We start from the raw sequence: 26,438 nt of genomic DNA on the forward strand, positions 1-26,438 counted from the left end.
GTTGCAACCACGTCACCGGTGGGGAACTGTGCGTCCTAGTTCCCCTTTCTGGAAATTGCCGCCGCTTTCGCGTCATGCCGGGTTTGTCGCGGTTGGATCTGTCAGTCGTCGTAGGGCTTGTGCTGCTCCAGGGCCACAATTGTGCCGGGCTTGTCCAAGGAGACGTGCGCAATGAGGACTTCGCCGGGGGAGAGATGCGGATCCAGCAATGGCAGTGACTCACGCATCGCTGGGGGCATATGCCCGGCCAGAGCCTTCAAGACCGTAGGTAATACCGGGCGGTGGGTGCACGCTGCAGTGGCCGATGAACGTGTCAGCATCTTTTCCACGACCGCGGTTACCTTGCCGGGATGGCGTTTGTGATCGGCTTCCGTTAACCATTGCACCACCTTGACCTTGGGCTTGGTTGCTTGGGCATAAGGGGAAATGGTGGAGATACAGCGCAGCCAATCACTGGTATAGATGCGGCCTGGGTGCCATGCCATGAGCAGGCGCTGCAGGTACAGGGCCTGCCGTTTGCCGGTGGCGGCAAGTGGACGTTCGCCCTCCGCCCGTGTCCACGATGAACGCGGTTTGGCTTTAGCATGCCGGATGATCAGCAAGGGCCACGTGCTCAGTCTGGAACCTTCATAGGCTGCTACTAGCGCCTCCAAGGGTTCTAGATCTGATGGGTTGGAGAGAAGATCACGGGCCTTGCTGGGGCTGCACCAAAGAGCAACATCCACTTCCTTCCCGTCCGGGAGTGCTGGTAGGTCATCCACGGCCGCAGCCCAGTAGTGGACTTCTTTGCAGCCCGGTTTTACGGCATAGCGAATGGACGGCAGCGGAATGCCCAAGGTGATGGCCAGACCTACTTCCTCAGACACTTCCCGCACAGCACACTCGGGAAGAGTTTCGCCCTTGTCCAGTTTGCCTTTAGGCCAAGACCAGTCGTCGTAGCGCTGGCGGTGGATCAGCAGAACTTCAACCTTTTTCTTCTTAACCCGCCAGCAGAGGGCGCCAGCGGCATAAATGGAGACAGCCGTGCCCTCGTCAACCGGGGTTTCAATGTGTTCAGTGTTGCGCATTAACGGTGCTGTGCAGATCGCGGACGTGACCGGCTGGCAAGCAGCCATGATTGAACATCGAGCAAGGGGTTTCCGTCAGCATCAATGTGGTGGCGCTTCCATTCGCCTTCCTGATCCAGATGCCAGCTGGCCGTTTGCGGATCGAGGTAGCGACTCAAAAGTGAGTTCACTTCGGCGACGTCGTCACGGTTGGACAGTCTCACCAGCGCCTCGACACGGCGGTCCAGGTTCCGGTGCATCATGTCGGCAGAGCCAATGTAGACAATGCTGTTGTCCCCGCCGCCATTGGCAAAGGTGAACACGCGTGAGTGCTCAAGGAATCGGCCCAGAACGGATCTGACGGTGATGTTCTCACTCAGACCCGGAACGCCCGGGCGCAGTGAACAAATGCCACGCACAATGACGCCAACTTCCACACCCGCCTGTGAGGCGCGGTAGAGCGAATCGATGATGGCTTCATCCACCATGGAGTTGACCTTGATCCGAACCTGGGCCGGCAAACCAGCTTTCTTGTTCGCGATTTCCGCATCGATCAGATCGATGAGGCCGCTGCGCACGGAGCGCGGAGCCACCAACAGCCTGTCAAAGGAGGTCTTCGGAGCGTAGCCCGAAAGCTGGTTGAACAGCTTGGACAGGTCCTCGCCAACCTGGTTGTCTGCCGTGAGCAGCCCCAAGTCTTCGTAGTACCTGGCCGTGCGGGGGTGGTAGTTTCCCGTGCCAATGTGGCAGTAGCGGCGCAGGCCGTCCTGTTCCTGACGCACCACCAAGGAAAGCTTGCAGTGGGTCTTCAGGCCCACAATTCCGTACACCACGTGTACGCCAGCCTGCTCAAGTTTCCGGGCCCAAGAGATATTGGCCTGCTCGTCAAAGCGAGCCTTGATTTCCACGAGAGCCAAGACCTGCTTGCCAGCCTCGGCCGCGTCAACGAGCGCATCAACAATGGGCGAATCGCCGGAGGTCCGGTACAGGGTCTGCTTGATGGCGCGCACCTTGGGATCCGCTGCGGCCTGCTCCAAAAACGCCTGCACCGAGGTGGAGAACGCGTCATAGGGGTGGTGCAGCAGGATGTCACGACGGCGCATGGCAGCAAAGACGTTCGCCGCCTTTGAGGTTTCCGAAGCGTTCAGATCACGGGACGTGTGAGCCACATGCTTGGGGTAACGCAGATCCGGCCTATCGATCCCACCAATGATGGACAAGCCACGCAGATCAAGCGGAGCCGGCAGGGAGTAAACCTCTGACTCGTCAACATCAAGCTCGCGCACCAAAAGCTCAAGGATGCTTGGGTTGATATCTGTGGCCACTTCAAGGCGCACCGGCGGGCCGAACTTGCGGCGCAGCAGTTCCCTCTCCAGCGCTTGCAGAAGGTTCTCGGCGTCGTCCTCTTCTACCTCGAGGTCCTCGTTGCGGGTCACCCGGAAGGTGTGGTGCTCCACAATTTCCATGCCCGGGAACAGCTGGTCGAGGTGCTGGGCGATAACTTCTTCCAAGGGAATGAAGCGAGCCACCCGGCCGGGGACGGTGCCGGCGCGGGGACCGTCGAGCCCCACCAATCGGGGGAGCAAATCCGGCACTTTCAGACGTGCGAAGAGTTCCTTGTCGCTGACGGGGTTACGAACCACCACAGCCAGGTTCAGGGACAAGCCGGAGATGTACGGGAACGGGTGAGCCGGATCCACCGCGAGCGGGGTGAGGATGGGGAACATCTTCTCGGCAAACATCTTTGAAAGCTGAACCTTGGAAGGGTCATCGAGCTCATCCCAGTGGACAAGGTGGATGTGCTCGTAGGCCAACGCGGGTCGGATCTGGTTGGCAAAGACATGGGCGTGCCGGGCATGGAGCTCATGGGCGGCGTCGCTGATTTGTTCCAAAACCTCCAAGGGGCTCAGCCCGGCGGGGGAGGGGACAGCCAAACCGGCGGCGATGCGGCGCTTCAAACCAGCCACCCGGACCATGAAGAATTCATCCAAGTTGGACGCAAAAATGGACAGGAATGTGACGCGTTCCAGCAGCTGCAGATCTGGATCTTCTGCCAGTTCCAGAACGCGGGCGTTGAAGGCCAGCCAGCTCAGTTCCCGGTCAAGGAAACGGTCGGGGCTCACATCGCCTTCGGGGGTGAGCGAGGGCTCGAACTCCGGAATCTCAATTCGATCCTGGGTGGCCCGGGCCGAAGGGACTTCGCCAGCAATAAAGCGTTCCCTGCCGGTAGCGACTGCCGTGTTCGGGGAGCCTTTGTATTCGCGCTTCATCGATAAGTCCTCATGGTTGGAGCTAGTAGATCAACTTTACAAGCCTGGTCGCTACCCGCAGGCGGGTTAGGCGGAGAGAGGGCCGTACATGACGTCGGAGTCCCACTTGGTGAAACCAAGTTTGCGGTAAAGCGACACTGCCGCTTCATTGTCCGCATCAACGTAAAGCATAATTGCTCGCAGCCCGGAGTTTTGCAGGTAATCCATTCCCTGGCGGGTCAGGGTTTTACCTAGGCCCAGCCCCTGAGCAGCAGGCGTGACACCCACCACGTAAACCTCTCCCATGGCGGCCTGGCCTGCACGGGCAGGATGAACTTTGGTCCAGTGGAACCCTAAGATTTCACCGGATTCATTCACTGCTAGGAAGAACCCCTGCGGATCAAACCACTCTTCGGCCATGCGCGCCTGCAGGTCCGCCAGGGTCAGTGAGCCCTGCTCGGGATGATGGGCAAAGGCTGCTGCATTGGCGGCCAGCCAGGGCTCTTCATCGTGGTGCGGGACAAAGGTCCGCAGCGTCACGCCGTCGGGCGCTTCATAGTGTGCGGCAGCCTGTGGGTCAGCGGACGACGGCGCCTGCCGGACCAGGCGCATACGCCACAGTTCCCGGATGGCGTGGTAGCCGTAACTCGCGGCCAGATCGGCGGCCGCCTCATGGTCGCCGTGGGACCAAGCCTTGATTCCCTGCAGCCCGCGCACTTCAACCAGTTTGTCCGCGAGGATGGCGCCAACGCCGTCGTTGCGATATGCGGGGTGGACCACAATCTCCAGAACGCCTTCACTGCCATTGAGCACCACCACCGCAACCCCTGCCAGGTCCTCCCCGACAGTGGGTGAAGCGTCCTCGGGAGCATAGGTGAGCAAGGTCAGCACGGTGTGGGGACCGGCGTCGGTGGACTTCAGCTCCACCAAGGTCTGTTCAGAGAAGGGCGGGTTGCCGTCGGCATCTTCGGCAGCAGCAATCACGGTCTGGATCTCTTGCAGCAGCTGGGGCCCGAGGGCACCTGAGAGTACTGTTACCGGCCAACTATCAGTCTTTGCGGGGCTCATGTTCACAGCCTAGTGTGCACTGCTGGGGTATTGCGAGACTCGGCGCGCTCTCATCACTGCCTCGTCACGCTCACGTGCGTGAGTTTGCATGGCAGAGGGGAGCTGGCATACAGTTTGAGGGCAGCAGGATGGATGAACATGTTCCGCCTGCTTAACTGGGGGGATGCACCAGTGGGGTGTCCTCGATACGTTCGACCCGTATGTCCTCCACTTTCATAAAGTAAGGCCCGTTTCCTTCATGGAAACGGGCCTTACTTTATGTTCTAGGGATTGTTCAGGCTTCCGCCAGGGACTCTTCGGATTGGCGGGACACTGTTAATCGGTACCCGACATTTCGCACCGTACTGATGAGATTTTCGTTCTCGCTACCTAGTTTGGCGCGAAGCCTACGCACGTGAACATCGACCGTGCGGGTGCCTCCGTAGTAGTCGTAGCCCCACACCTCATTGAGAAGTTGTGCGCGGGTGAAGACGCGGCCCGGGTGCTGGGCTAGATACTTCAGGAGTTCAAATTCTTTGTACGTCAGATTCAATGCGCTCCCGTGGACGCGGGCCGTGTAGCTGTCCTCGTCAATGACAATGCCGGAGGCGTGAATCTCCTGGTTGCCCTCCTCTTCGGAGGCAGGAACCCGCGTCACGGCCAGCCGGATACGGGCTTCAACTTCCGCCGGGCCTGCGGATTCAAGGATCATGTCATCGGCAGCCCAAGCAGCAGTGACCACTGCCATGCCGCCCTCGGTCAGAATCAGAAGAAGGGGAATGCTGATGCCCGTGGCACGCAGTATCTGGCACAAGGAGCGCGAACCTGCCAAGTCAGTCCGTGCATCAACCATGATGATTTCAGAGGGGCGCGCGTCGAGTAAGGCAGTGGCTACGGCCGGCAAGATGTGGATTTCATGGCTCAACAGTTCCAGCGCAGGCAAAATATCCACGGATGAACCGTGGTTGTTGGTCAGCAATAAAATCTGCGACATGTCTCCCTAACAAAGTGGCTGAAAGCGCATCTTTGAGCGTAGGACCGTCGGCGGAGCCCGTCTGGCGTCATCACAACAAACTAAGACGCTCCGCGACAGGGTTGTTCCACAGTGTACCGGCAGAATAAGGCAGGATTGATGTGTGAAGTCATCTATAGCCGGACTTATTGGAATCGTCGCTCTAGCTTTGTTAGTAGCTGGGCACTACCTTGGACTTGAATACACGGCGGGAGTGAGTATTCTCCTTGCCGTCATTTTTGGGTACGGCTGGCCCCACTATCTGGCCATACCGGCGAAGAAGACTTTGGGTACTGTCATCGCCGCAACAGGCGCAGTAGCCGCCCTGACTGCCGCCATGGCTGAGGGCAAGGATTATCTGGCGTGGACTCCTATCTACATTGCGGTGGGGTTCGGGGCTGTCATGGTGGTTCAACTCATCCGCGGCACCGGTCAAAAGAGGCGGCTGGAGTCCACCTTGGGCGCCGGTGCAGGAGTTGCCATTGCAGGGTTTGCCTGTGGATGGGTGGCTTCCTTTAGATTCCTGGGGGAGCCGGGAATGACATTCATCGTTGCCATCAGCGCCGCAGTGGCGCTCCTGGCTGGAATGCTCCCGTGGCCGGACCGGTTGTCTGCGCCTTTGGCCATTGTGCTGGCCGCATTGGCGGGCCCGCTGACCGCTCTGCTGGTCTCCGATGTCCGTATTGTTCCAGCTGCCGTATTGGCGATCGTGGTGGCATCGATCATTGCGGCGTTCCGACGCCTGCGAACACTCACGCTGCCGCTGATTGCCAGTCCGGCACTGAATGTGGCAGATGTTGTGAGCGAAGGGAGCGGTGAGGGTGCGCTAGAGGGCGCCTCTGATGCAGTAGCAAGCGCCTCCGACACCGCAGTAACAGGAGCAGCTCTAGCCCCCGAAGTCAGCTCGGCTCCAAGCAGCCGGCCCGCAAGCGCGCCGGCCCGGGCAATCAGCACGGCAGCTGCTGCGCTGGCCCCCATCTTGTCCATCGGCGCCATTGTGTACTTCGTGGAGAAAATTCTCTTGTCTTAAACGATTGACCCGTGCCAGCGAAGGGCCAATTGCCGATCCCCGGGCACGCCAGTGAATCAACCACGCGCAGAACATTGTAGGATGGCAACATGAGCGTACTTGCCTTGGAAATCTTCTTCATCTGCCTGCTGGCTTTGGCCGGCATAACCATGGCCTGGTTTGCCGGACTGGTGGTGTGGCGCCTGTTCAAGGGCCAGCAGTAATCCGTCATGCCTATTGAAATCCCGACGGACCTCACCCCTGAACTCGTTCCTCTTTCGTGGCTGCTGGGCACCTGGAAGGGTGCCGGACGTCTTGGTACCGGTGAAGATGACTCGGAATACTTCACCCAGACCGTGACCTTCAGCAGCAATGGCCTGCCGTATTTGCAGTACTCGGCCCAGTCTTGGCTGACGGATGAGCACGGCGCTATTTTGCGACCCCTATCCGTTGAAACCGGCTTCTGGCAGCTGGACCGTCCCATGAACGATTCAGATGGTGGCCCCGGCCTGATTCCGGCGGATATTGTTCCAGCACTGCGCACGGCCGACGACGTCGAAGCCCTCCGCAATGCTGATGGCGGCTTCGACATCATGGCCAACATTGTGCACCCCGGAGGCATCTCCGAGCTGTACTACGGCAGCATCAAGGGCCCGCAGATTCAGCTGTCCACCGACGCCGTCATGCGCGGTGCAGGTGCCAAGAGTTACACAGCGGCTACCCGTATTTTGGCCTCGTCAACGGCGACCTTTACTGGCGCTGGGATGTGGCTGCGCAGGGCAAATCATTGGCCGCACATGCCTCCGCTGCCTTGCACAAAGTTCCCACGCAGCCCTAACTGGTTTAAGCACGACGGCGGATCCGGTCACCGGCCGCTTTAGGCAGCCTCCATTCTGCGGATCTGTGGGCTGGGTGGAATAGGCTCCCAAGAGAAGGCGTTGCACCCGTTATGAGCTATTTGAGTCCTTTATTGAACCGTTCCGGCGCCGTGGCAGCAGGCGGCCTCGATGCCGGCGTTGCCGCCCACTATGGGGATCCCAACCGTGAACAGCGGCTCCTGATCGGATACCTCGGTAAGGCGCCCAGCGCCGTCGTAGATCTGTCCCACCGTGGAGTGGTGAGCGTCAGCGGCCCGGACAGGCTCAGCTGGCTCAACACACTCTCCTCCCAGGCGCTGACAAATCTTGCCCCCAATACTGGCACCGAACTGCTGTTGCTCACCATTCAAGGGCGCATCGACTACGACGCACGGGTGGTAGATGACGGCGAAACAACATGGCTGATCGTGGAGACCGAGGAAGCAGCTCCGCTCGCCCAGTGGCTCAGCTCGATGAAATTCATGCTCCGCGTGGAGATTGCGGATGTCTCCGCGGACTGGGCCGTGGTGGGCTCGGTGGCGCGGATTGCGGAATGGTCAGATTTGACCGTGTGGGAAGATCCCTGGCCCAATATTTCTGCTGGCGGTTACAGCTATGCCGCGGTGACGGATGCAGAACACCCCGGACTGGAGCGCCCGTGGTTTGAGTACCTCATCCCGGCCGCAGACCTCGTTGAGACCGTAGGGCAGCGTCCGTTGGCAGGGGCTTGGGCGGCAGAAGCGCTGCGCGTGGCGGCTTGGCGGCCTCGTCGTGGTGCGGAAACGGATGAGAAGACCATTCCTCATGAGTTGGATCTGATTCGCACTGCAGTGCATTTAAACAAGGGCTGCTACAAGGGCCAAGAAACCGTTGCGCGCGTTCATAACCTCGGCCGCCCCCGCGTCGTTTGGTGTTCTTGCAGTTGGATGGCTCCTTGCACACCCTGCCCGCTGTGGGTAGCGAAGTACTCGTTGATGAGCGGGTAGTTGGGACTGTCACCTCCTCGGCTCAACACTATGAGATGGGGCCCATTGCCCTGGCATTGGTCAAACGATCAGTGGATCCCGACGCCGTCCTGATCGTCAACGACGATGGGGAGCAGTATCCAGCCAATCAGGAAATCATCGTTGCCACAGATGCTGGCCAAGTGGTAGGCAGGCAAACGGGATTCCTGCGCTCACCGCGCTGATACATCCGGCACCACAAAAACCCGCAACAAAGGTCAGCCGCCACCGTGGCAGCTGCTCTTGTGCGAGACTATTCCACATGGAATAATTCATGCGGAATAGTAATGAGGAGGATCATGGCAAAGGCTACGCACCTGACGCCATTGGGCATATCCGCTTTGGGGCTTCTTGTTGAACGTCCCATGCATCCTTACGAGATGTATCAAGTGCTGATGCAGCGTCGCGAGGATCGAATTGTTAAAGTCCGTCCAGGTACGCTCTATCACGCGGTGGGCCGTTTGGCGGCTGCTGCGTTGGTGGAGCCTATTGGAACCGAACGGGACGGCAATCGGCCAGAGCGAACCACCTACGCTATTTTGCCCGAGGGCAGAGTGGCGTTGGAAAAGCGTGTCAAGGAAATCTTGGCTACTCCGATCAACGAATATCCGTGTTTCCCGCAGGCCTTGGATGAGGCGCACAACCTACCCGCAGCGGTCGTGACCGAGCTCTTGGGGCAGCGCCTTGATGCCTTAGAAGTGGATTGGGCTGCGTTGGAGACAGGAGTTGCCAACGCTTCGGCGAAGGGTGTTGAGCCACGTTTCCTGATCGATCTGCATTACCAACAGGCCTTGCTAAATGCCGAAATGCAGTGGATCCGAGAGCTCTGCGCAGATATTTCCTCCGGAACACTGCACTGGTGAACTAACCGCAACCGCTATTTTTCTAGTTATAAGGAACATTCATGGAAGTCGTGGCAAAACCGTGGCCCGCATTATGGGCACTCGTTCTGGGATTCTTCATGATCCTGGTGGATTCAACCATTGTTTCGGTGGCGAATCCCAAAATCATGGAAGGCCTCAACACTGACATCAACTCAGTGATTTGGGCTACCAGTGCCTACCTGCTGGCGTACGCCGTCCCGCTTCTGGTGACTGGACGGTTGGGCGATAAATACGGACCCAAGAACCTCTACTTGAGCGGACTGACAGTTTTCACGCTGGCGTCCCTCTGGTGCGGATTCTCCGGGGACATTAGGACCCTCATCATTGCCCGCGTGGTCCAGGGACTCGGTGCGGCCATGATGACGCCGCAAACCATGGCGATCATTACCCGAATCTTCGCCCCGGACAAGCGCGGCCCGGCCATGGGCTTGTGGGGTGCCACTGCGGGTGTGGCTATGTTGGTAGGCCCCATCGCGGGAGGTATCCTGGTGGACGGTCTCGGCTGGGAATGGATCTTCTTCGTCAACGTCCCCGTGGGAATCGTGGCATTTGTGCTGGCATGGCGTTTGGTGCCCACCCTGGCCACCCATGAACACAAATTTGACTGGCTGGGTGTCTTGCTCAGCTCTGCTGGATTGTTCCTGGTTGTTTTTGGTATTCAAGAAGGCGAAAGCTTCGACTGGGGTGTCATTGCCGGTCCCATCACCGTTTGGAGCCTGATCGTTGCCGGAATCCTGTTCCTGGTTGCGTTCGTCTGGTGGCAAGCAGTGAACAAGGGTGAGCCCCTTGTCCCGCTGCACCTCTTCAAGGTGCGCAACTTCTCCCTCGCCAACATCGCCATCACTTCGATGGGTTTCAGCGTGACGGCCATGAGCCTGCCACTGTTCTTCTACTACCAGCTGGTCCGCGGCATGACGCCAACCCAATCGGCTCTCATGATGATTCCTATGGCGCTGCTCTCGGGCGTCTTGGCACCCTTTGTGGGCAAGCTCGTTGACGCCGTCAACCCCCGTTATGTTGCCTTCGTCGGGTTTATTCTGATGTCCATCTCGCTGGGCTGGACGGCACTGTTAATGACTCCAGACACCCCGATCTGGCTGTTCTTGCTACCCAGTGGCCTTCTTGGTATTGCCAGCTCGGGCATTTGGGCTCCACTGTCGACGACGGCCACCCGCAACCTTGGCCCGCGCGAGGCTGGCGCCGGGGCTGGCATCTACAACACGACGCGCCAGATTGGTGCGGTTCTGGGAAGTGCTGCAATCGCCGCGTTGATCTCCGCCCGCCTGGCGGCCGAATTGCCTGCCGGTTCCACCGGCAGCGCCGCCGGTGGAACGGGCCAGTTGCCTGAATTCCTGCATGCAGGCTTCTCCGCCGCTATGGCGCAGTCAACGCTGCTGCCAGCGGCCGCCGTGCTGCTGGGCGCTGCCATGGCTATCTTCTTTGCCAAGCCACGCGATGTCACTGCTATTTATGCCGAGTTTGACCAGTCTGAAGAGAAATCCGGGTCAGCAAGCCAGCCACACTAAAACCGGTACCAACGGCCAGGGCATGGGCAGCGGAATTATTCACATCAGACTGCCACTGCACAATTAGCCCGGCGGCCAGCGCCTCGTGGGCAGCAATGCTTGTGGCCAGGCGGCCCAGGCCCTGGCGCCGGGCATTCGGCGCCACTAGGGTGCCCAATTGGGCGAGTAGTCCCTGATGCTCGGCGTAGGCGCTGCAGGCGAGGGGGCCGGCGTCGGACTCGCCCGAATCCATGACAGTGAATTTGTGCTCCCGGCCGGAGAGGCCCACATCGTTGACGTCGTCCGGCGGGCACAATGATTCAAGCCTCAAGGCCTCCGGTGTGCCGGTGGAAACATGGACGGTGTGCTCGGGCTGATGCAACTCCAGATCGTCGGCGTAGTACAGGGCCTGGGTGCCCAGCCCGCGGCCGCCTTCGAGCTTTGTTAGACGCAGCATAGTGGAGTGGTCGCTGAGTTCGTCGTCACTGTACTCCTGCGCGGCAGCCAGTAGGTGTGCCGGACCGCTGAGGATGGACTGGTTCCACAGGCGCAGGAAGGTCAGCTCAGTAGTTTCCGCGGCGTGGGTGATCCGGCCGTCCCGGGTGTCCGAGAGCAGCGAATCCGTGGGGAGAGCCAGTGCCCGTTCCCAGGCCAGCAGAACAATGGGTGCGGAGTTCAGATCGAAGGTCATGCTTTAACGCTAATGCCCGCAGCAAACAATTGCTGCGGGCATTATTCATGTGCGGGCGGACCTGGGCTCCTCTTAGCTACCGTGCGCATCGTTGCAAAAGAGCTGCGCCTTTCTTGGCCCCGTCGCAACACTCCATGATCCACATCACAATGCGAGTGTTTCGGTAGCTCTTTTAGAGTGTGACTGCCCAAAAGTACAGCCTGACTGTCTAAAAGTAGAGTGAAATAGTATAAAAATAGAGTGTGACAGTCCAAAAGTAGAGTGTTGACCACTCGGGTATTTGTTAGCCCAACCTCCCTAATCTAATGATGCGCACATTTGCGCCAATCATTAGTTCGTTTTTGGGGGAGTTGTCATGCGTTTTTCCACGTCTGCCCGACACCGGCATGGAAGCCGGCGTAGATCCGGTCCGGCTGGCAGGACAGCATTGCTGCGCGTAGCCGCCGGCATGTTGGGCCTGGCACTGGTCGGAAGTGTCGGAGTGGGCGCAGTGGCGTCCTCTCCTGACGCCGTCGATTTGCCAGCCGCCGCTGCCGAGGCAACGCCGGCAGTCGCGGAAAGCACTCCCGCTGCAGCGGACCTGGCAGTCGCGGAGACTACTCACGCTGCTGCGGCTCCGAGCGAAGAGCCTGCGACAGCCGGCGAAGCTACCTCCGAGCCGGTTGCGCCGACTAAGGCCGCCCCCGAGGCCCCGGTCATCGACGCTGCGCCCAAGGCCCCCGCTGCCCAGCAGCTCAAGGTGGCCCCACAGGCATTGGTCACTGCGCTGAATAACCCGGTACTTCCGGGCAAATGCGGGCTGAACATAGCTATTGTTCTCGATCTTTCCAACTCCCTGCTTGACACGCACGTTGCTTCTTCGAAGACTGCAGCAAAGAGCGTCGTAGACAGCTTGCGCGGCACTCCGTCTTCCGTGGGGGCCTACACCTTCGGAACATTTGCACCGGACCGCACCAACGTGTCCATCGCCAAGTCATCGGTGTCGACAACGAACGGTGCCAATACTGTTAATACCAAGATTGGGCAGTTCAGTCGGGTACCCACCAGCGTAGGTGGCACAAACTGGGACGCCGCATTGCGCCAGATCCCCACGAGTCAATATGACATCGTCTTGTTTGTCACCGATGGTAATCCGACTGCTTACGGGACACCGAACTCAAACGGCAACCAGTCTGTCCCCCGGAACAACACTGATTTTGGGCTAAGATCCGATGCCGTAGACCTGTCAACGGCAGTGACCGCTGCGGACGCTTTGAAGAATTCCGGCACATTCGTCATGGGACTGGGCGTGGGGGCCGACATCAACATGGCCAATATTCAAGCCATTTCTGGCCCCGTTTCGGGCGCCGACTACTTCAAGATCGATGACTATGACAAGTTGACGGCCAAGCTCACCGAGATAGCGCTGAAGAACTGCCAAGGCACGGTCAGCATCGTCAAGCAGGTGCGAGAATTGGATGGGACGCTTGCACCCGCAGCCGGTTGGACTATCAACGGCAGGGCAACGGACGACATCTCCCCGTTCAACGCAGTCACCGGGACTGACGGAGCCGTGAACTTCAAGGTCAATAACCTTGTTTCAAGTGGGCGCACGGTTCAATTTGCAGAAGTTCAGCAGTCGCAGCATGTCCTGGAACTCCAAAACTCCAAGAATGCCAAGTGCACCAACAACGTTACGGGCGCAAATGTGCCAGTCACCAATTCAGGTACTCTCGGTTTTACCGTGACGATAAACCCGGCCGATGCCATCAGCTGTGAAGTCATCAACGCAAAGATCCCGCTGCCAGTGGCCAAGGTGACGGTCACCAAGAACTGGGTCAACGCGGTCGACGGCGATACGGCAAGCTTCACCGCCGGACCCGAGACGGGTTCGTCCACAGTGCCGGCCAGCGGCAACGTGATTGTGGCTAGTTTTCCCCAGGGGAGCACGGTGAACGTGTCCGAGGTACTGGCAACGGCCACCAACAAGGGCAGCTATACCTCGACGCTCAAGTGCACAACGGCCACGGGAACCGTGGCTCAAGGAACCTTGACGGGAAGCTTCACTCTCGGTGCCAGCGACGTCATCTGTGCGTTCACCAATACGAACAAAGCAGCGACAACTATGGTTCAGAAGCAGTGGATCGTTGACGGTAAGGCATACACCAATGGCCAGCAGCCTGCCGGCATCTCTGCTGCACTGACCCTCACCGGGGCCACCGCGCCGAAGTGGGGAACGGTATACTCCGGATACTTCGCCGGAAACACGGTCACCATCGATGAGACCACAACCATTGACCCGACCATGGCCTGCAAGGTCACGGACTCAAAGGTGACACTCGCCAATGGAACGAAGATCTCGAACAATGTTCCCTATGCTGCAGTGCTGGCCGCCGGTGACAACAGCTACACCGTAACTAACACGGTGAAGTGCACCACGGTGCTGACGTTGCTGAAGTTCATTGACAACAGCAACGGCGGGACCCTGGTTCCCGGTGACTTCACCCTGACGGCCAAGCCCGGCACGGGGGAGGCCCTGACGGTTGCTGGCGCCAACACTGTGGCGGATGCCAACACCAAGTCCGTGACCGCTGGCTTGAACTATGCACTGAGCGAAGCGAGCGCTGGCAAGCCCGCGTACCTGCAGCTGAGCCTGCAGCGCTACACCGGCAAACTAAACGCGGACAAGAGCCTAGCGAATCCGGATGCCTGGGTGGACGCCGAATCGGCGACCGTCTCGGTGCAGACCGGCAAACACGAGGTCTACCGCTTCGTCAACGCCAGTGTTCCGACCTTCGCCCTCCCGCTCACAGGCGGCACCGGCAACTGGACCTACATGGTTGTCGGCGGAGGAATCCTCCTCGTGGCAATCCTGTTCACTGCTTGGGTTCTGGTCCGAAAGTTCAAGACCAACCGCTAGCAACCGCGGGGCGCCACGCCCTGCCACCAAACCACACAATTATTGCCATCATCATCACCACCACCACCGATAGGAACCATCCCATGTCCATTGGACGAAACCCGCTCAAGCGGCGAATCACCGCCGGTCTCGGCATCGCCGCCCTCGCCACCGCAGCACTCTTCGGAAGCATGCTCCCGGCTAACGCCGCAGATGCTGGCAACATTAATGAGAGCACCCCGAAGTCCCTGACGATCCACAAGTTCGCGCAGCCGGCAACGCAGGGAACTGCCCCGGACGGCAACAAGCTTCCCGATGCGGACACCAGCGGCCTGACGCCACTGAAGGGTGTTGAATTCACCATCCAAGAGGTGACCAACATTAACTTGAAGACCAATGAAGGTTGGGAAGCAACTGCGGACCTGACCCCCGGAGCGATTCTCCCGGCAAACCTCGGAGCTGGGGTACCTGGCGTAACCAATGAAGCTGGCGTCATTAACTTCCCCGGCCTGAAGCAGGCCGTTTACCTGGTGACTGAGACCAAGCCGGGCGCCAACAACATCGCCTTCGCAGCCCAGCCGTTCTTGGTAACTCTGCCGCTGCCCGACAGCACGAAGAACACCTGGATCTATGACGTCCACGTCTACCCGAAGAACTCACTGTCTTCGATCACCAAGACGGTAAACGACTCGGCTGCCAAGGGACTTGGCAGCAAGGTCACCTGGAACATTGCCGCTAAGGTGCCCAACGCATCTGAAGGCAACAAGTTGGCCAGCTTTGCCATTGAGGACAAGCTTGATCCCCGTCTGACGTTCAGCAGCGCCACTGTATCGCTGGTTCCGGCCAACGGCCTGCTCGCAACTGACTACGAAGTCGACAGCACCCCTGAGTCCGGCGCCGTCAAGATTAACTTCAAGGCTTCCGGCCTGGCCAAGCTCAAACCCGGCACCAGCGTCGAGGTAGCCCTGGACACCACCGTGACCACACTCGATGGCAACAGCAGCGGCATCATCACGAATGATGCGAGCGTCTTCGTCAACGGCAACGAGGCCACCTCTGACAAGGTCCAGACCAACTGGGGCAACGTCATCATCCGCAAGACCGATGCAGCTGACAAGACCAAGAACTTGGAAGGCGCCGAGTTCCAGGTCTACGCAACTGAAGCTGATGCCAAGGCCGGCGACAACGCCATCTCCGTGTCAGGCAAGACGGTCTTCACATCCAACGCTGACGGCATCGTCAACATTGCCGGCCTGAAGGCCAAGAACAATGGAGCCGGGGCGGACATCACCTACTGGCTGGTAGAGACCAAGGCGCCCCTCGGCTACAACATCTCCACCTCCGTAAGCGCAGCCACGCCGAAGTCCTTCGTTGTCAACACCGAGATCGCGACCACCGTTGACATCGAGGTTGAGAACGTCCAGACCAAGCCGTTCACGCTTCCCCTCACGGGTGGCTCCGGCACGGCTATGTTCATGACCGTTGGTCTGGGACTGCTTGCTGTTGCCGGTGGTGTGGCCTTGCGCAAGCGCAGCACTCGCCGCACGGTTCAGGCATAGTCAACACCCGCATGACTCTGGAGGGAGGCGCACGCCGCGTCTCCCTCCAGAGACCTTGATTGAGGAGTCCGCCCGCACATGGGAAGACACAACACGCTGGTACCGGCCAGCACGGCACCGAGCCTGCGGGCAAGGGTGTCGGGTTCAGTGGTGTTCATCGCCGTACTGGTCTTCGTTGGTGTGAGTGTCCTCCTCTACCCGGCCACCGCGAGCTGGTTCTCCACGCTGCAGCAGTCCGAGGATCTGGCCACCTATGGCAATAGCGTTGAGGTTCTTGGCCCGGAAGGGCGCAGCGAGGCCCTCGCCGCGGCCAGGGCCTACAACCAGACCTTGACCGGCGGTGCGTTGCTGGATCCGTTCAGCAACGCACCAGCAGGTGAGCAGACGGAAGCTGGTGAGGAATACCGAAAGCAGCTTTCGCTGAGCTCGGACGGTGTGATGGCACGCCTGCAGATCCCCTCAATCAAGGCGGACCTGCCTGTCCTTCATGGGACCAGCGATCCGGTGCTGCGGCGGGGCGTGGGGCACTTGTTTGGCACCGCCCTTCCGGTTGGCGGCGTCGGCACTCATGCGGTGCTGACGGGCCACTCGGGAATTCCGGAATCAACCCTCTTCACCGATCTGGAGAAGGTCAAGGTTGGCCAGGATATTTCGGTGGAAGTCTACGGTGAAGTTCTCACATACCGGGTGACCCAGGTTGAAACCATTTTGCCCACCGAGACTGAATCACTGCGGCCGGTGGAAGGCGAAGACCTGCTCTCCCTGATCACCTGTACCCCCATCGGCATCAACACCCACCGCCTCGTCGTGACCGGCGAACGGATTGACACCCCGCCCCAGGAAACTGCTAATGGCGGCACGTCAATCGACCTCGACTTCCCTTGGTGGGCAGTCGGGTTGGGAACCGCAGCGGCCGCTTCCATCACCATCCTTGTGGTGGGCGGACGCCGCGCTAAGGAACGCACAGAATCCTGAGACCCCCAAGGTCCAGGAAAATCCGGGCAGCCGCACCCCCAGGCGGCTGCCCGGAGAGCAGTGAAAAGAAAAGCCCCTCTGTCCCCGGAGGGGCTTTTCTTGTCTACTGCCAACACTCAGCAACCCCAAGACAAAACAAACGCCCCGCAGCAATGAATTGCTGCGGGGCGTTCTCGATTCAAGGCTTAGCCGAACAGGATGGCGGCTTCGTCATAGCGATGCTGCGGTACGGTCTTGAGGTTTCCCAGGGCGGCCTCGAAGGGTACATGCTCAATCTCGGTGCCCTTGAGCGCCACCATGGTGCCCCAGCGTGCTTCCACCACGGAGTCCACGGCGGCCATGCCCAAGCGGGTGGCCAGAACACGGTCAAAACTGGAAGGGACGCCGCCACGCTGGATGTGGCCCAGGATCGTGGCGCGGGTTTCAATCCCCGTGCGGGCTTCGATCTCGGGTGCCAGCTGGTCGCCAATGCCGCCGAGGCGGGGACGGCCAAAGGTGTCAAGGCCGCGCTCAGAGTGTGCCGAGTCCTGGTGGTCTGGGACGAATCCTTCAGCCACTACAACCAAAGGCGCACGGCCACGGTCGTGTGCTTCCTTCACCCATTCAACGATCTGGTCCATGCTGGTCTTCTGCTCCGGGATCAGCACGGCGTGGGCGCCGGTGGCCATGCCGGCATGCAGGGCAATCCAACCAACGTGGCGGCCCATGACCTCGGCAATCATGCAGCGGTGGTGGGATTCGCCCGTTGTGCGCAAACGGTCGATGGCCTCGGTGGCAATCTGCACAGCAGTGTCAAAGCCGAAGGTGTAGTCCGTGGCGTCAAGATCGTTGTCCACGGTCTTGGGTACGCCCACAATTTTCAGGCCAGCATCGGTGAGGCGGCGCGCTGCGGCAAGGGTGCCTTCGCCGCCGATAGCGATCAGCGCATCAACGCCGAGACGTTCCATGTTGGCCTTGATGACGTCGGGGCCACCGTTGCCTTCGAAGGGGTTGGTCCGGGAGGTGCCCAAGATGGTGCCGCCCTGCTTTGAGATGCCGCGGACCATCTGGCGGGGAGGTCCATGACATCGCCCTCGACCACGCCGCGCCAGCCGTCACGGAAACCAACAAATTCGTGGCCGTAGGACTTGATGCCCTTCAAAACGATTCCGCGAATCACTGCGTTCAGCCCGGGGCAGTCTCCGCCGCTGGTGAGAATTCCAATCTTCATGTGTATTTAGGTCCTTCGAGGGATGGAGTCAATGTGGGTTGAGCGCATCATTGAGCTCCTCATCAGACCATTCTAGACGTAGATGTGATCTCGGCAACCTCACGACCGATCCGTGGACTTTCGCTATTTCCTTTGCATCAGGTTGACGGCGCCCCCTGCCACCATGGCAACGCCTGCCCCGAGCAGCAGCCACATGGTGGTCAGGCCGGCGTCCAGATTGAGGTTCAGCTGGGTGGCCAGGATGAGCAGGATCCCTGCCACAAGAACTACGGCGCCCCAGACTATGGTGCCTACGCGGGCCGGGTGCCGCCCGGGCTGCGTGCCGGCGGGCGAGTTCTGGCGTTCCGGGGTTTCGCTCCCGGCCGCAGCTTCGCGGGTCGGAGAGAGTGAGGGGTCCGTGAAATATCCGGCCGGCGGGCGATGACTGCCACCACCCGTGGTGTGCTCCGGTTGCTCGAGGGGTTCGGTTGGATTGTTCACGGTGTGCTCCACTCTGTCTGAGGTGTCTGGGAGGTGCTTGTTGTCCGTCACGGAAGTGCCGGCACAGTGACGATGTCAATGTTGCTTGCCACGGCCTGCAAAGTGATGACCAGGCCATAGCCTGTGGCGCTGGGATTGATGGTGCTGGTCATATCCTGGGTGAGGACGCCGCCGTCGTTCTTTCCATCGATGGAGAACTGGGCGGCCGCCAGCTCACTCTTCACCGTCACGGGGATGCCTGCCGGCACCATGACGGTCATGTTGGCGGTGACTGCCTTGAGCGGGACGTCCACGTCGGCGCTCAGGGTGGTGCCGTCTCCGAGCTGGGTCAGGTCGAAGGTGGCATTGCCCAGCACCACCGACCTGCCGCCTTCTGCGGAAGCTACGGAGCTGGGGGTCCAGCTGGTGTTGTTGAATGCGTCGACTGGGGTGTTGCTGGCGGGAAGGCTGAGCAGTCCGGCGAACATCAGGGCCAGAACGGCAAACGTCCCGAGTCCGCCAGCTGTGCGGCCGCTCATTCCTGCGGCCACAATGCCGAGTCCGGCTGTGATGGCAGCGGCTGCCGCCGCGACGCCGGCCTCGTAGCCGCCGAGGTGGATGACATTGCCGGCGTCCAGGAGCATGACGGCCGCACCAACCACAGCTGCAGCGCCGATCACCAGGAAGCTGCCCGCCGCGCCGAGGCGGGGCTTAGACTTTACGGGTTGTTTCTTGACGTACATCTGCGCAGTGGGCAGGTATGGCTGCTGGAGGTAGGGCGTTACCGGCCCGGAAAACATGGACGGGGGAGTGGGGTTGGCAGTGCTTGACGGGTTGGCGGGGGTGCTGGGGCTGTAGTCCGCCGATTTCACGCTGTGGCCGTACCAGGACTGGCCGGGCTGCTGCCCTGATTCGGGGCCCGGAGCCCCCTGCTGCGGTGCGGCACCGAGGTTAATGGGGTGGGCATCCTTGGTCTTGTCGCGGTTGATGGCCCAGTAGATGAGCCAGGCAATGCCGCCGACCCAGATGACGGGCCAAAAGAACCAGTCCCCGTCACGGAACGCCCCTGTGCCGGAGCCGCCCAAGCCCAGCAGCGTGGCGATGCCGGCACCAGTCATGCCGGCGCTCCATTGTCCACGGGCCACCTCCTCAACATGAATGCGCCCGTCCGGCTCGGGCAGGAGTGCCCACGCCACGCCATAGGCCAGCAAGCCGACGCCGAAGAAGAGTGTCAGCACTACGGCGAGCCCGCGCACAATCACAGGGTCAATGCCCCATTTATCGGCCAGGCCGCTGCAGACGCCGCCCAACCAGCGGTTGTTTCCGCGCCGGATGCCCAGCCCTCGGAGCCAATGGAAGAATTTTGCGGATTGCGGTTGCGGCTGGGCGAAAGCTGGTGCCGGTTCCTGAGCTTGGGGTTCCTCCTGCACCGGTACCTCGTGTGGGTCTTGTGCTGGCGGGGCCGGGTCTTGCGGTTCCTGTGCTTTCGGTTCCGGAGCGGGGCCGGCTGGTTCTTCTGGGCCGTCATGTGGGGTAGTCATAGTTCAATGGTGTCCCGCGGAGCACCCCGGCGGCTATTGGGGGTGACCCTGAAAGAACCCTGAGGCACCCCCGAAAAGAGGGTCGAATGGTTCCGGGGCGTGTTTGGATTGAACCATGAGCGCAAAGATGTATCGCAGCCAGGAGCGCATAGTCGCCGGGGTTTGCGGGGGACTGGCTGAACACCTCGGCATCAAGGTGGGGCTGGTGCGTGCCATCATGATTGGCTCCAGCTTCTTCTTCGGAGCAGGTCTGGTCTTCTATGGGTGGCTGTGGTTGCTGGTGCCCATGGCGGGGGATGAAGCCCGGGAGCGCGGCGCTTTGCTGGACGAGGACGGCAACCCCCGGCTGGCGCTGTTCCGGCCCGCACCCGGCGCTCGGGAGGAAAGTAATAGCAACCCGACTCGTCAGCGTCTCTCACTCGGTTTCCGGGAAGTGGCGATCGGCGGCGGACTGGTCATTGCCGCCGTCGTACTCTTTGGGCAGCAGAGCGGATGGAATCTTCAGCTGGGCACCCTCATTCCATTGCTGATCATTGTCTTGGGAGCCGTGCTTGCGTGGATGCAGCTTGATGACACCCGCCGGATCGGGCTGCTCAGTGCCGCCAAAATGAATACACCCATGGCCCTGCTGCGGTTGGGTGGCGGCATCGCCCTAGTCATCGCCGGAGTGATTGTCATTGTTGCCGGCTCCGGTTCCTGGACGCTCGTGTGGTCCTCAGTGGTGGCGTCCTTGGCGGTACTAGCCGGGGTGGCCCTGGTGCTGGCACCCTGGGCACTAAAGTTCTGGCGGGAGTTCCAGTCCGAAAGAGCCGGGCGCATTCGCGAAACCGAGCGGGCGGAAATTGCCGCTCATCTGCATGATTCAGTGCTGCAGACCCTGGCACTGATTCAAAAAAGCGCAAACTCGCCCGCGGATGTAACTCGATTGGCCCGCGCTCAGGAACGGGAACTGCGTGAATGGATTTATCAGGACGCCGCGCATGATGCCGGGGCGCTCGTGGAACGGGTCAAGGCCGTGTGCGCTGAAGCGGAGGATTTGTACGGACAAGCCGTGGAAGTGGTCGCCGTGGGGGATGCCGAACTGACCGACCGAGGCGGCGCACTGGTTCAAGCAGTCCGGGAAGCGGTGCTCAATGGCGTGCGGCACGGTGGTACCACCGTCTCGGTCTATGTTGAATCCGGGGCGCAGGGAGTGGATGTGTTTATCAAGGACCGCGGGCCAGGGTTTGATGTCGAGACGGTTCCGGCGGACAGGCTGGGAGTCCGGGAGTCCGTCGTCGGACGCATGCAGCGCAACGGGGGGACTGCTGAGATCATTAGTTCGGCAGACGGAACCGAAGTCCGGCTGCACCTGCCCAGCGAAACTCCAGCCACCGAGGAAGCGAAATGACAATGCTGCCAACACCCATCAGGGTTGTGATTGTGGATGACCATGCCATCTTTCGCTCGGGCCTCAAGGCCGATCTCGCCCAAGACATTGTGGTTCTGGCTGAAGCTGCCACCGTTGAACAAGCCATCGCTGCCGTCACTGCCGAGCAGCCCGACGTGGTGCTGTTGGATGTGCACCTGCCAGGCGGGCGCGGTCAGGGCGGACGTGAAGTCATCGCAGGCTGTGCCGCGTTGCTGGCCAACACCAAGTTCCTTGCGCTGAGCGTTTCCGACTCTGCCGAAGACGTGGTCTCGGTGATTAGGGCCGGCGCGCGCGGCTATGTGACGAAATCCATTTCCGGTGCTGAGATATCCGACGCTGTCCGGCGAGTGGCCGGAGGGGACGCGGTGTTTTCCCCACGGCTGGCTGGGTTTGTGCTGGATGCCTTTGGCACGGCCGAAGTCGCCGTGGAAGACGAGCTGGACAAACTCTCAGCCCGGGAGCTGGAAGTCATGCGGCTCATTGCCCGCGGCTACTCCTATAAAGAAGTAGCCAAGGCACTGTTCATCTCAATCAAGACAGTGGAATCCCACGTTTCCGCCGTACTGCGCAAACTTCAGCTCTCCTCACGCCACGAATTGACGCGCTGGGCCGCAGACCGCCGCCTGCTGTAAGGGATTTCTGATGTTATGCACTGAACTCCGCCCTGAGTAGTGCGCATAAGGTAATTGGCCCGCGCTTATGCGTTGCACTCAGCTTGAGTTGCGCGCATAAACACTTATGCGCACAACCCGAGTCGAGTTGTGCGCATAAGGTCAACGCTTGGGCGGATTACTTCGCTGAGCCTAGGAATTCCTGCAGACGGGCCACGCCTACGGCTAGATCGTCATCGCCGAGTGCGTAAGACAGACGCATGAAGCCGCTGGGACCAAAGGCCTCACCCGGCACCACGGCAACTTCAGCCTTGTCCAGGATCAGAGCAGCCAGTTCGGCGGACGTGGCCGGGCGAATGCCACCAATTTCACGTCCCAACAGGCCGCGGACGTCTGCGTAGGCGTAGAAGGCGCCGTGCGGGGTGGGGCATTCCACGCCGTCGATGGAGTTCAGTGCGGCAACCATGGCTTGCCGGCGACGGTCGAAGGCAACCTTCATCTCATCCACTGCCGTCAGCGGTCCGGACACTGCGGCCAAGGCAGCCATCTGGGAGACATTGGCCACATTGGAGGTTGCGTGGGACTGCATGTTGGTGGCGGCCTTGGTGACATCCAAGGGAGCGATCATCCATCCCACCCGCCAACCGGTCATGGCGTACGTCTTGGCCACGCCGTTGAGGATGACCACGCGGTCGCCCAACTCGGGTACCGCAGTGGCAATGGAAGTGAAGGGAACGCCGTCGTAGGTCAGGTGCTCATAGATTTCGTCGGTGATAACCCAGAGGCCCTTGGACGCGGCCCAAAGACCAATTTCGCGGGTCTGCTCGGGGGAGTAAACAGCACCTGTCGGGTTGGATGGGGAGACGAACAGCAGCACCTTGGTGCGCGGCGTTAGGGCGGCCTCGAGCTGCTCCACGGTGACAAGGTAGCCCTGCTCGGGGCCGGCAAAGACCTCCACGGGAACGCCGCCGGCTAGTCGGATGGCCTCCGGGTACGTGGTCCAGAATGGCGTGGGAATGATGACCTCGTCGCCTGGATCGAGCAGGGTCGCGAAGGATTCATACACGGCCTGCTTGCCGCCATTGGTGACCAGAACCTGGGCCGGATCTACTGTGTAGCCGGAATCGCGCAGGGTCTTTTCTGCGATGGCCTTGCGCAGTTCGGGAAGCCCCGCAGCTGGCGAGTAGCGGTGGAATTTTGGTTGACGGGCCGCAGCAACGGCTGCCTCAACAATGTAGTCCGGGGTGGGGAAATCCGGTTCGCCTGCACCAAAGCCAATGACAGGGCGCCCTGCAGCCTTCAAGGCCTTGGCTTTGGCATCAACGGCCAGGGTTGCGGATTCGGCAATCGCTGCGATCCTTGCGGAAACACGGCGGGAGGGGACTTGACCAGCGCTCAATTCGGCAGACATCAGGATTCTTTCTTCGGTGGGAGGCCCAAAATACAAACTTCGTCACCCACTACTTTAGGTGCATCCGGTCCTCGGTTCGACTATCGCCGCATCAATGCGTAGAATAGATAACCGGTGTTCAAACACCATGATGGTTCACGCCTTCAAGCCGGTTTGGAATCACGGCCTTGAGACTGTAGGTTATTCATGGTTTACAAACGCCGAGCGGATCTTTCAACACAGATGATGTTTCGGTTTGTGTGTGAATCCCAAAGGGTAGTGGCGCAATTGGTAGCGCAGCGGTCTCCAAAACCGCAGGTTGCAGGTTCGAGTCCTGTCTGCCCTGCGCATGGAAGTGGCACATTTGTTTCGCGGCTTCGTCGCAAAATGAGTTCCGCCTCCAAGCGAATACTAAGCACGTCGCGCGGTCCGAATCTACGGATTTGCGAGTTCTCCAACGAACGATGAGTGAGGCACTGGTGTCCGAAACTGCGGCAAGCGGCTCCAAGGGATCTGCTAAGAAGGCTGTAAAGCCGGGCAAGCCCGGGTTTTTCGCTGGCATCGCTCTCTTCCTTCGCCAGGTCATCGGCGAGCTGAAGAAGGTTGTCACACCCACTCGCAAAGAGTTGATTAACATGACTACCGTCGTGTTGGTATTCGTAGTTATCGTGATGGGTATTGTTACCGTCCTGGATCTCGGCTTCGGCCAAGCTGTGCTGTGGATCTTCGGTGGAAACGTAAACCTCGAGCAGTAAGACGCTCAAACTGGCCGACCCCGCTGAAAATTTTTGGCATGGGTCGGTTTGAGCCATTTAAGAAACGCACAAGGAAAGCAGGAAATTCGTGTCTGAGCTGGAGCCCGAGGCAACGTACAGTGAGCAGGACCAGGACACTGTGGTTGCTGATGCTGCCATCAATGCCGACCTTGATGCTGTTGACGCAGAAACCGCGGAAGCTGTAGACGCAGAAACTGCGGAAGCAGCAGAAGCAGAAACCGTTGATGCAGAAGTTGACGCAGATGCAGAAGCAGCAACCGACGAGCCGGCCGCTGACGCCGAGCCCGAGGTTGACCCTGCCGAGGAATTCAAGGCAAAGCTGCGCCGCCAGGAGGGTGACTGGTACGTCATTCACTCCTACGCTGGTTACGAAAACCGTGTCAAGGTCAACCTTGAATCACGCAGCCTGTCGCTGAACATGGAAGATTACATCTTCGAAATTCAGGTCCCCATGGAAGAAGTCGTGGAGATCAAGAATGCGCAGCGCAAGGTTGTTAACCGCGTCCGCATCCCCGGCTACGTGCTGGTCCGTATGGACCTGACCGACGCTTCCTGGGGCGTTGTCCGCCACACCCCCGGTGTTACAGGTTTCGTGGGCAACGCCCACAACCCGGTTCCGCTGCGTCTGGACGAAGTCTTCTCCATGCTTGCTCCGATCTTCGAAGAGCAGCAGGCAGAAGAGACAGGCGTTCCGCTGCGTCACGATCCCAGTGACGCCGAGATTGACTTCGAAGTTGGCGAAGCCGTCATCGTCAAGGATGGTCCGTTCGAAGGCCTGTCCGCCTCGATCTCCGAGATCAAGCCCGAAGCTGCGCAGCTGGTGGTTCTGGTCTCCATCTTCGAGCGTGAAACCCCCGTCACGCTCGCATTCAACCAGGTCACCAAGATCTAGTTGCCCCTAAATTTCGTTCCGCAGGGGCGTGCTTAGTTCCCTGCGAAACGTTCGGCCGGACGCCATCTGGCCACCCACCTTGGACGCGCTCCGTCGACCAAGGAAAGATATTGAGAGAAGGACCCTACATTGGCTCCCAAGAAAAAGGTCACCGGCCTTATCAAGCTGCAGATCCAGGCAGGCGCCGCTAACCCGGCACCGCCCATCGGTCCCGCGCTTGGCCAGCACGGTGTCAACATCATGGAATTCTGCAAGGCGTACAACGCTGCAACGGAATCCCAGCGCGGAAACGTTATCCCGGTTGAAATCACGGTTTACGAAGACCGTTCATTCACCTTCATCACCAAGACCCCGCCGGCTGCAGAGCTCATCAAAAAGGCTGCAGGCATTGCTAAGGGTTCAGGTACGCCGCACACCGTCAAGGTTGCTCAGCTGACCAAGGCTCAGGTTACCGAGATCGCCACCCAGAAAATGGTTGACCTCAACGCCACGAGCATCGAAGGCGCAGAGAAGATCATCGCCGGTACCGCCCGTTCCATGGGTGTCACCGTCGAGGCCTAAGCCTCAACACCCGGGTCGAGCTCGTCTTGACCCGACAGTATTACCCAATTCATTAAGAACGACGCCGGATGCCTCACCTTGAGTGGGCACGGCGGACGTAGTGGCAGGGCCCGCGCGGTCCTAACGACCACAACTGCACAAGGAGAAACGCAGCATGGCAAAGCGCAGTAAAGCATATGAGGCAGCTCAGGCCAAGATCGATGCGGAGACAGTATACGCACCCTTCGACGCCATCAAGCTCGCCAAGGAGACCAACCCCTCCAAGTTCGACGCTACCGTTGAGGTTGCCTTCCGCTTGGGTGTAGACCCTCGCAAGGCTGACCAGATGATCCGCGGAACGGTTAACCTGCCTCACGGTACCGGTAAGACCGCTCGCGTCCTGGTTTTCGCAACCGGTGAGCGCGCAGAAGCTGCCATCGCAGCTGGCGCCGACTTCGTTGGTACCGACGACCTGATCGAAAAGATTCAGGGCGGCTGGACCGACTTCGACGCAGCCGTTGCTACACCTGACCTCATGGGTAAGGTTGGCCGTTTGGGTAAGGTTCTGGGTCCTCGTAACCTCATGCCTAACCCGAAGACCGGTACCGTCACCAACGACGTTGCCAAGGCTGTTAACGAAATCAAGGGTGGAAAGATCGACTTCCGCGTCGACAAGCACTCCAACCTTCACTTCATCATCGGCAAGGTTTCCTTCGACGCTGAGAAGCTGGGCGAAAACTACGCAGCAGCATTGGAAGAGGTGCTTCGTTTGAAGCCGTCCGCTTCCAAGGGCCGCTACCTGCAGAAGGCCACCGTCTCCACGACGTTCGGCCCCGGCATCCCCGTGGATCCGGCTGCAACCAAGGTAATGGTTGAAGCCTAAGCTTCACTA

The 26,438-nt window shown here is 60.0% G+C and carries 20 protein-coding genes, 1 tRNA gene and 3 pseudogenes; 15 read left to right on the plus strand and 9 right to left on the minus strand.

Going from position 1 to position 26,438, the window contains the following annotated elements; all coding sequences use genetic code 11:
- Positions 1-101 precede the first annotated feature (101 nt).
- From AS189_RS05025 to AS189_RS05040, 4 genes are all read right to left on the minus strand, one after another.
- Positions 102-1,067 carry an NUDIX hydrolase gene (locus AS189_RS05025; RefSeq protein WP_062286602.1) on the minus strand — a complete coding sequence of 322 codons (966 nt, stop codon included), beginning with the start codon at positions 1,065-1,067 and terminating at the stop codon, positions 102-104.
- Entirely contained in the window at positions 1,067-3,316 is a 2,250-nt protein-coding gene (locus AS189_RS05030) for an RNA degradosome polyphosphate kinase (protein ID WP_062286603.1), read from the minus strand. Before AS189_RS05030 ends, AS189_RS05025 begins: the two co-directional genes overlap by 1 nt.
- Positions 3,317-3,382: 66 nt before the next feature.
- Complete coding sequence (gene mshD / locus AS189_RS05035; protein WP_062286604.1) at positions 3,383-4,363, minus strand: mycothiol synthase; 981 nt, start codon at positions 4,361-4,363, stop codon at positions 3,383-3,385.
- 274 nt (positions 4,364-4,637) lie between these two features.
- Entirely contained in the window at positions 4,638-5,336 is a 699-nt protein-coding gene (locus AS189_RS05040) for a winged helix-turn-helix transcriptional regulator (protein ID WP_062286605.1), read from the minus strand.
- A gap of 142 nt (positions 5,337-5,478) precedes the next feature.
- On the opposite strand from AS189_RS05040, the gene AS189_RS05045 reads away from it, so the two are divergent.
- The 5 genes and pseudogenes from AS189_RS05045 to AS189_RS05065 all read left to right on the plus strand — a co-directional run bounded on the left by AS189_RS05045 (position 5,479) and on the right by AS189_RS05065 (position 10,634).
- Positions 5,479-6,384, plus strand: a complete 906-nt coding sequence (locus AS189_RS05045; protein ID WP_193393511.1) for a permease — start codon at positions 5,479-5,481, stop codon at positions 6,382-6,384.
- 209 nt (positions 6,385-6,593) lie between these two features.
- Positions 6,594-7,201, plus strand: a pseudogene (locus AS189_RS05050) (FABP family protein).
- Positions 7,202-7,312: 111 nt separating this feature from the next.
- A pseudogene (locus AS189_RS05055) lies at positions 7,313-8,409 on the plus strand (YgfZ/GcvT domain-containing protein).
- A gap of 114 nt (positions 8,410-8,523) precedes the next feature.
- Positions 8,524-9,087 (plus strand): PadR family transcriptional regulator, encoded by a 564-nt coding sequence (locus AS189_RS05060; RefSeq protein WP_062286606.1) that lies wholly within the window; start codon positions 8,524-8,526, stop codon positions 9,085-9,087.
- Between the two features lie 41 nt (positions 9,088-9,128).
- A complete protein-coding gene (locus AS189_RS05065; RefSeq protein ID WP_082634088.1) occupies positions 9,129-10,634 on the plus strand; it encodes a DHA2 family efflux MFS transporter permease subunit in 1,506 nt (501 codons plus the stop codon).
- Here AS189_RS05065 and AS189_RS05070 read toward each other — a convergent pair.
- Positions 10,573-11,304 carry a GNAT family N-acetyltransferase gene (locus AS189_RS05070; protein ID WP_062286607.1) on the minus strand — a complete coding sequence of 244 codons (732 nt, stop codon included), beginning with the start codon at positions 11,302-11,304 and terminating at the stop codon, positions 10,573-10,575. The two genes, AS189_RS05065 and AS189_RS05070, sit on opposite strands and share 62 nt — an antisense overlap.
- Positions 11,305-11,731: 427 nt before the next feature.
- Here AS189_RS05070 and AS189_RS05075 point away from each other — a divergent pair, with 427 nt between their 5' ends.
- From AS189_RS05075 to AS189_RS05085, 3 genes are all read left to right on the plus strand, one after another.
- Positions 11,732-14,203, plus strand: a complete 2,472-nt coding sequence (locus AS189_RS05075) for an LPXTG cell wall anchor domain-containing protein (RefSeq protein WP_062286608.1) — start codon at positions 11,732-11,734, stop codon at positions 14,201-14,203.
- Between the two features lie 83 nt (positions 14,204-14,286).
- Entirely contained in the window at positions 14,287-15,741 is a 1,455-nt protein-coding gene (locus tag AS189_RS05080) for a SpaH/EbpB family LPXTG-anchored major pilin (protein ID WP_062286609.1), read from the plus strand.
- Positions 15,742-15,819: 78 nt separating this feature from the next.
- Positions 15,820-16,716 carry a class C sortase gene (locus tag AS189_RS05085; protein ID WP_082634090.1) on the plus strand — a complete coding sequence of 299 codons (897 nt, stop codon included), beginning with the start codon at positions 15,820-15,822 and terminating at the stop codon, positions 16,714-16,716.
- Positions 16,717-16,901: 185 nt separating this feature from the next.
- Here AS189_RS05085 and AS189_RS05090 read toward each other — a convergent pair.
- The 3 genes and pseudogenes from AS189_RS05090 to AS189_RS05100 all read right to left on the minus strand — a co-directional run bounded on the left by AS189_RS05090 (position 16,902) and on the right by AS189_RS05100 (position 19,926).
- Positions 16,902-17,926: pseudogene (locus tag AS189_RS05090) on the minus strand (6-phosphofructokinase).
- A 123-nt stretch (positions 17,927-18,049) separates the two neighbouring features.
- Positions 18,050-18,406 carry a hypothetical protein gene (locus tag AS189_RS19280; protein WP_129587162.1) on the minus strand — a complete coding sequence of 119 codons (357 nt, stop codon included), beginning with the start codon at positions 18,404-18,406 and terminating at the stop codon, positions 18,050-18,052.
- Positions 18,407-18,453: 47 nt separating this feature from the next.
- Entirely contained in the window at positions 18,454-19,926 is a 1,473-nt protein-coding gene (locus AS189_RS05100) for a PspC domain-containing protein (RefSeq protein WP_062286610.1), read from the minus strand.
- 115 nt (positions 19,927-20,041) lie between these two features.
- Between AS189_RS05100 and AS189_RS05105 the strand changes: the two genes are divergently transcribed.
- Both AS189_RS05105 and AS189_RS05110 read left to right on the plus strand, forming a co-directional pair.
- Positions 20,042-21,316: an ATP-binding protein gene (locus AS189_RS05105; protein WP_062286611.1), complete on the plus strand. Its 1,275-nt coding sequence runs from the start codon at positions 20,042-20,044 to the stop codon at positions 21,314-21,316.
- Entirely contained in the window at positions 21,313-21,969 is a 657-nt protein-coding gene (locus AS189_RS05110) for a LuxR C-terminal-related transcriptional regulator (RefSeq protein ID WP_062286612.1), read from the plus strand. The genes AS189_RS05105 and AS189_RS05110 overlap by 4 nt, the downstream gene beginning before the upstream one ends.
- Positions 21,970-22,126: 157 nt before the next feature.
- On the opposite strand, the gene AS189_RS05115 is transcribed toward AS189_RS05110, so the two are convergent.
- Positions 22,127-23,359: a pyridoxal phosphate-dependent aminotransferase gene (locus AS189_RS05115; protein WP_062286613.1), complete on the minus strand. Its 1,233-nt coding sequence runs from the start codon at positions 23,357-23,359 to the stop codon at positions 22,127-22,129.
- 252 nt (positions 23,360-23,611) lie between these two features.
- Between AS189_RS05115 and AS189_RS05120 the strand changes: the two genes are divergently transcribed.
- From AS189_RS05120 to rplA, 5 genes are all read left to right on the plus strand, one after another.
- Positions 23,612-23,684 (plus strand) — tRNA-Trp (locus AS189_RS05120).
- Positions 23,685-23,802: 118 nt separating this feature from the next.
- Positions 23,803-24,093, plus strand: a complete 291-nt coding sequence (gene secE, locus AS189_RS05125) for a preprotein translocase subunit SecE (protein WP_062286614.1) — start codon at positions 23,803-23,805, stop codon at positions 24,091-24,093.
- A gap of 88 nt (positions 24,094-24,181) precedes the next feature.
- A complete protein-coding gene (nusG, locus tag AS189_RS05130; RefSeq protein WP_062286615.1) occupies positions 24,182-25,006 on the plus strand; it encodes a transcription termination/antitermination protein NusG in 825 nt (274 codons plus the stop codon).
- A gap of 129 nt (positions 25,007-25,135) precedes the next feature.
- Positions 25,136-25,567 carry a 50S ribosomal protein L11 gene (gene rplK, locus AS189_RS05135; RefSeq protein ID WP_062286616.1) on the plus strand — a complete coding sequence of 144 codons (432 nt, stop codon included), beginning with the start codon at positions 25,136-25,138 and terminating at the stop codon, positions 25,565-25,567.
- Between the two features lie 154 nt (positions 25,568-25,721).
- Entirely contained in the window at positions 25,722-26,429 is a 708-nt protein-coding gene (gene rplA / locus AS189_RS05140) for a 50S ribosomal protein L1 (RefSeq protein ID WP_062286617.1), read from the plus strand.
- Positions 26,430-26,438: the final 9 nt, after the last annotated feature.

The organism is Arthrobacter alpinus (assembly GCF_001445575.1).
GTDB classification, from domain to species: Bacteria; Actinomycetota; Actinomycetes; order Actinomycetales; family Micrococcaceae; genus Specibacter; species Specibacter alpinus_C.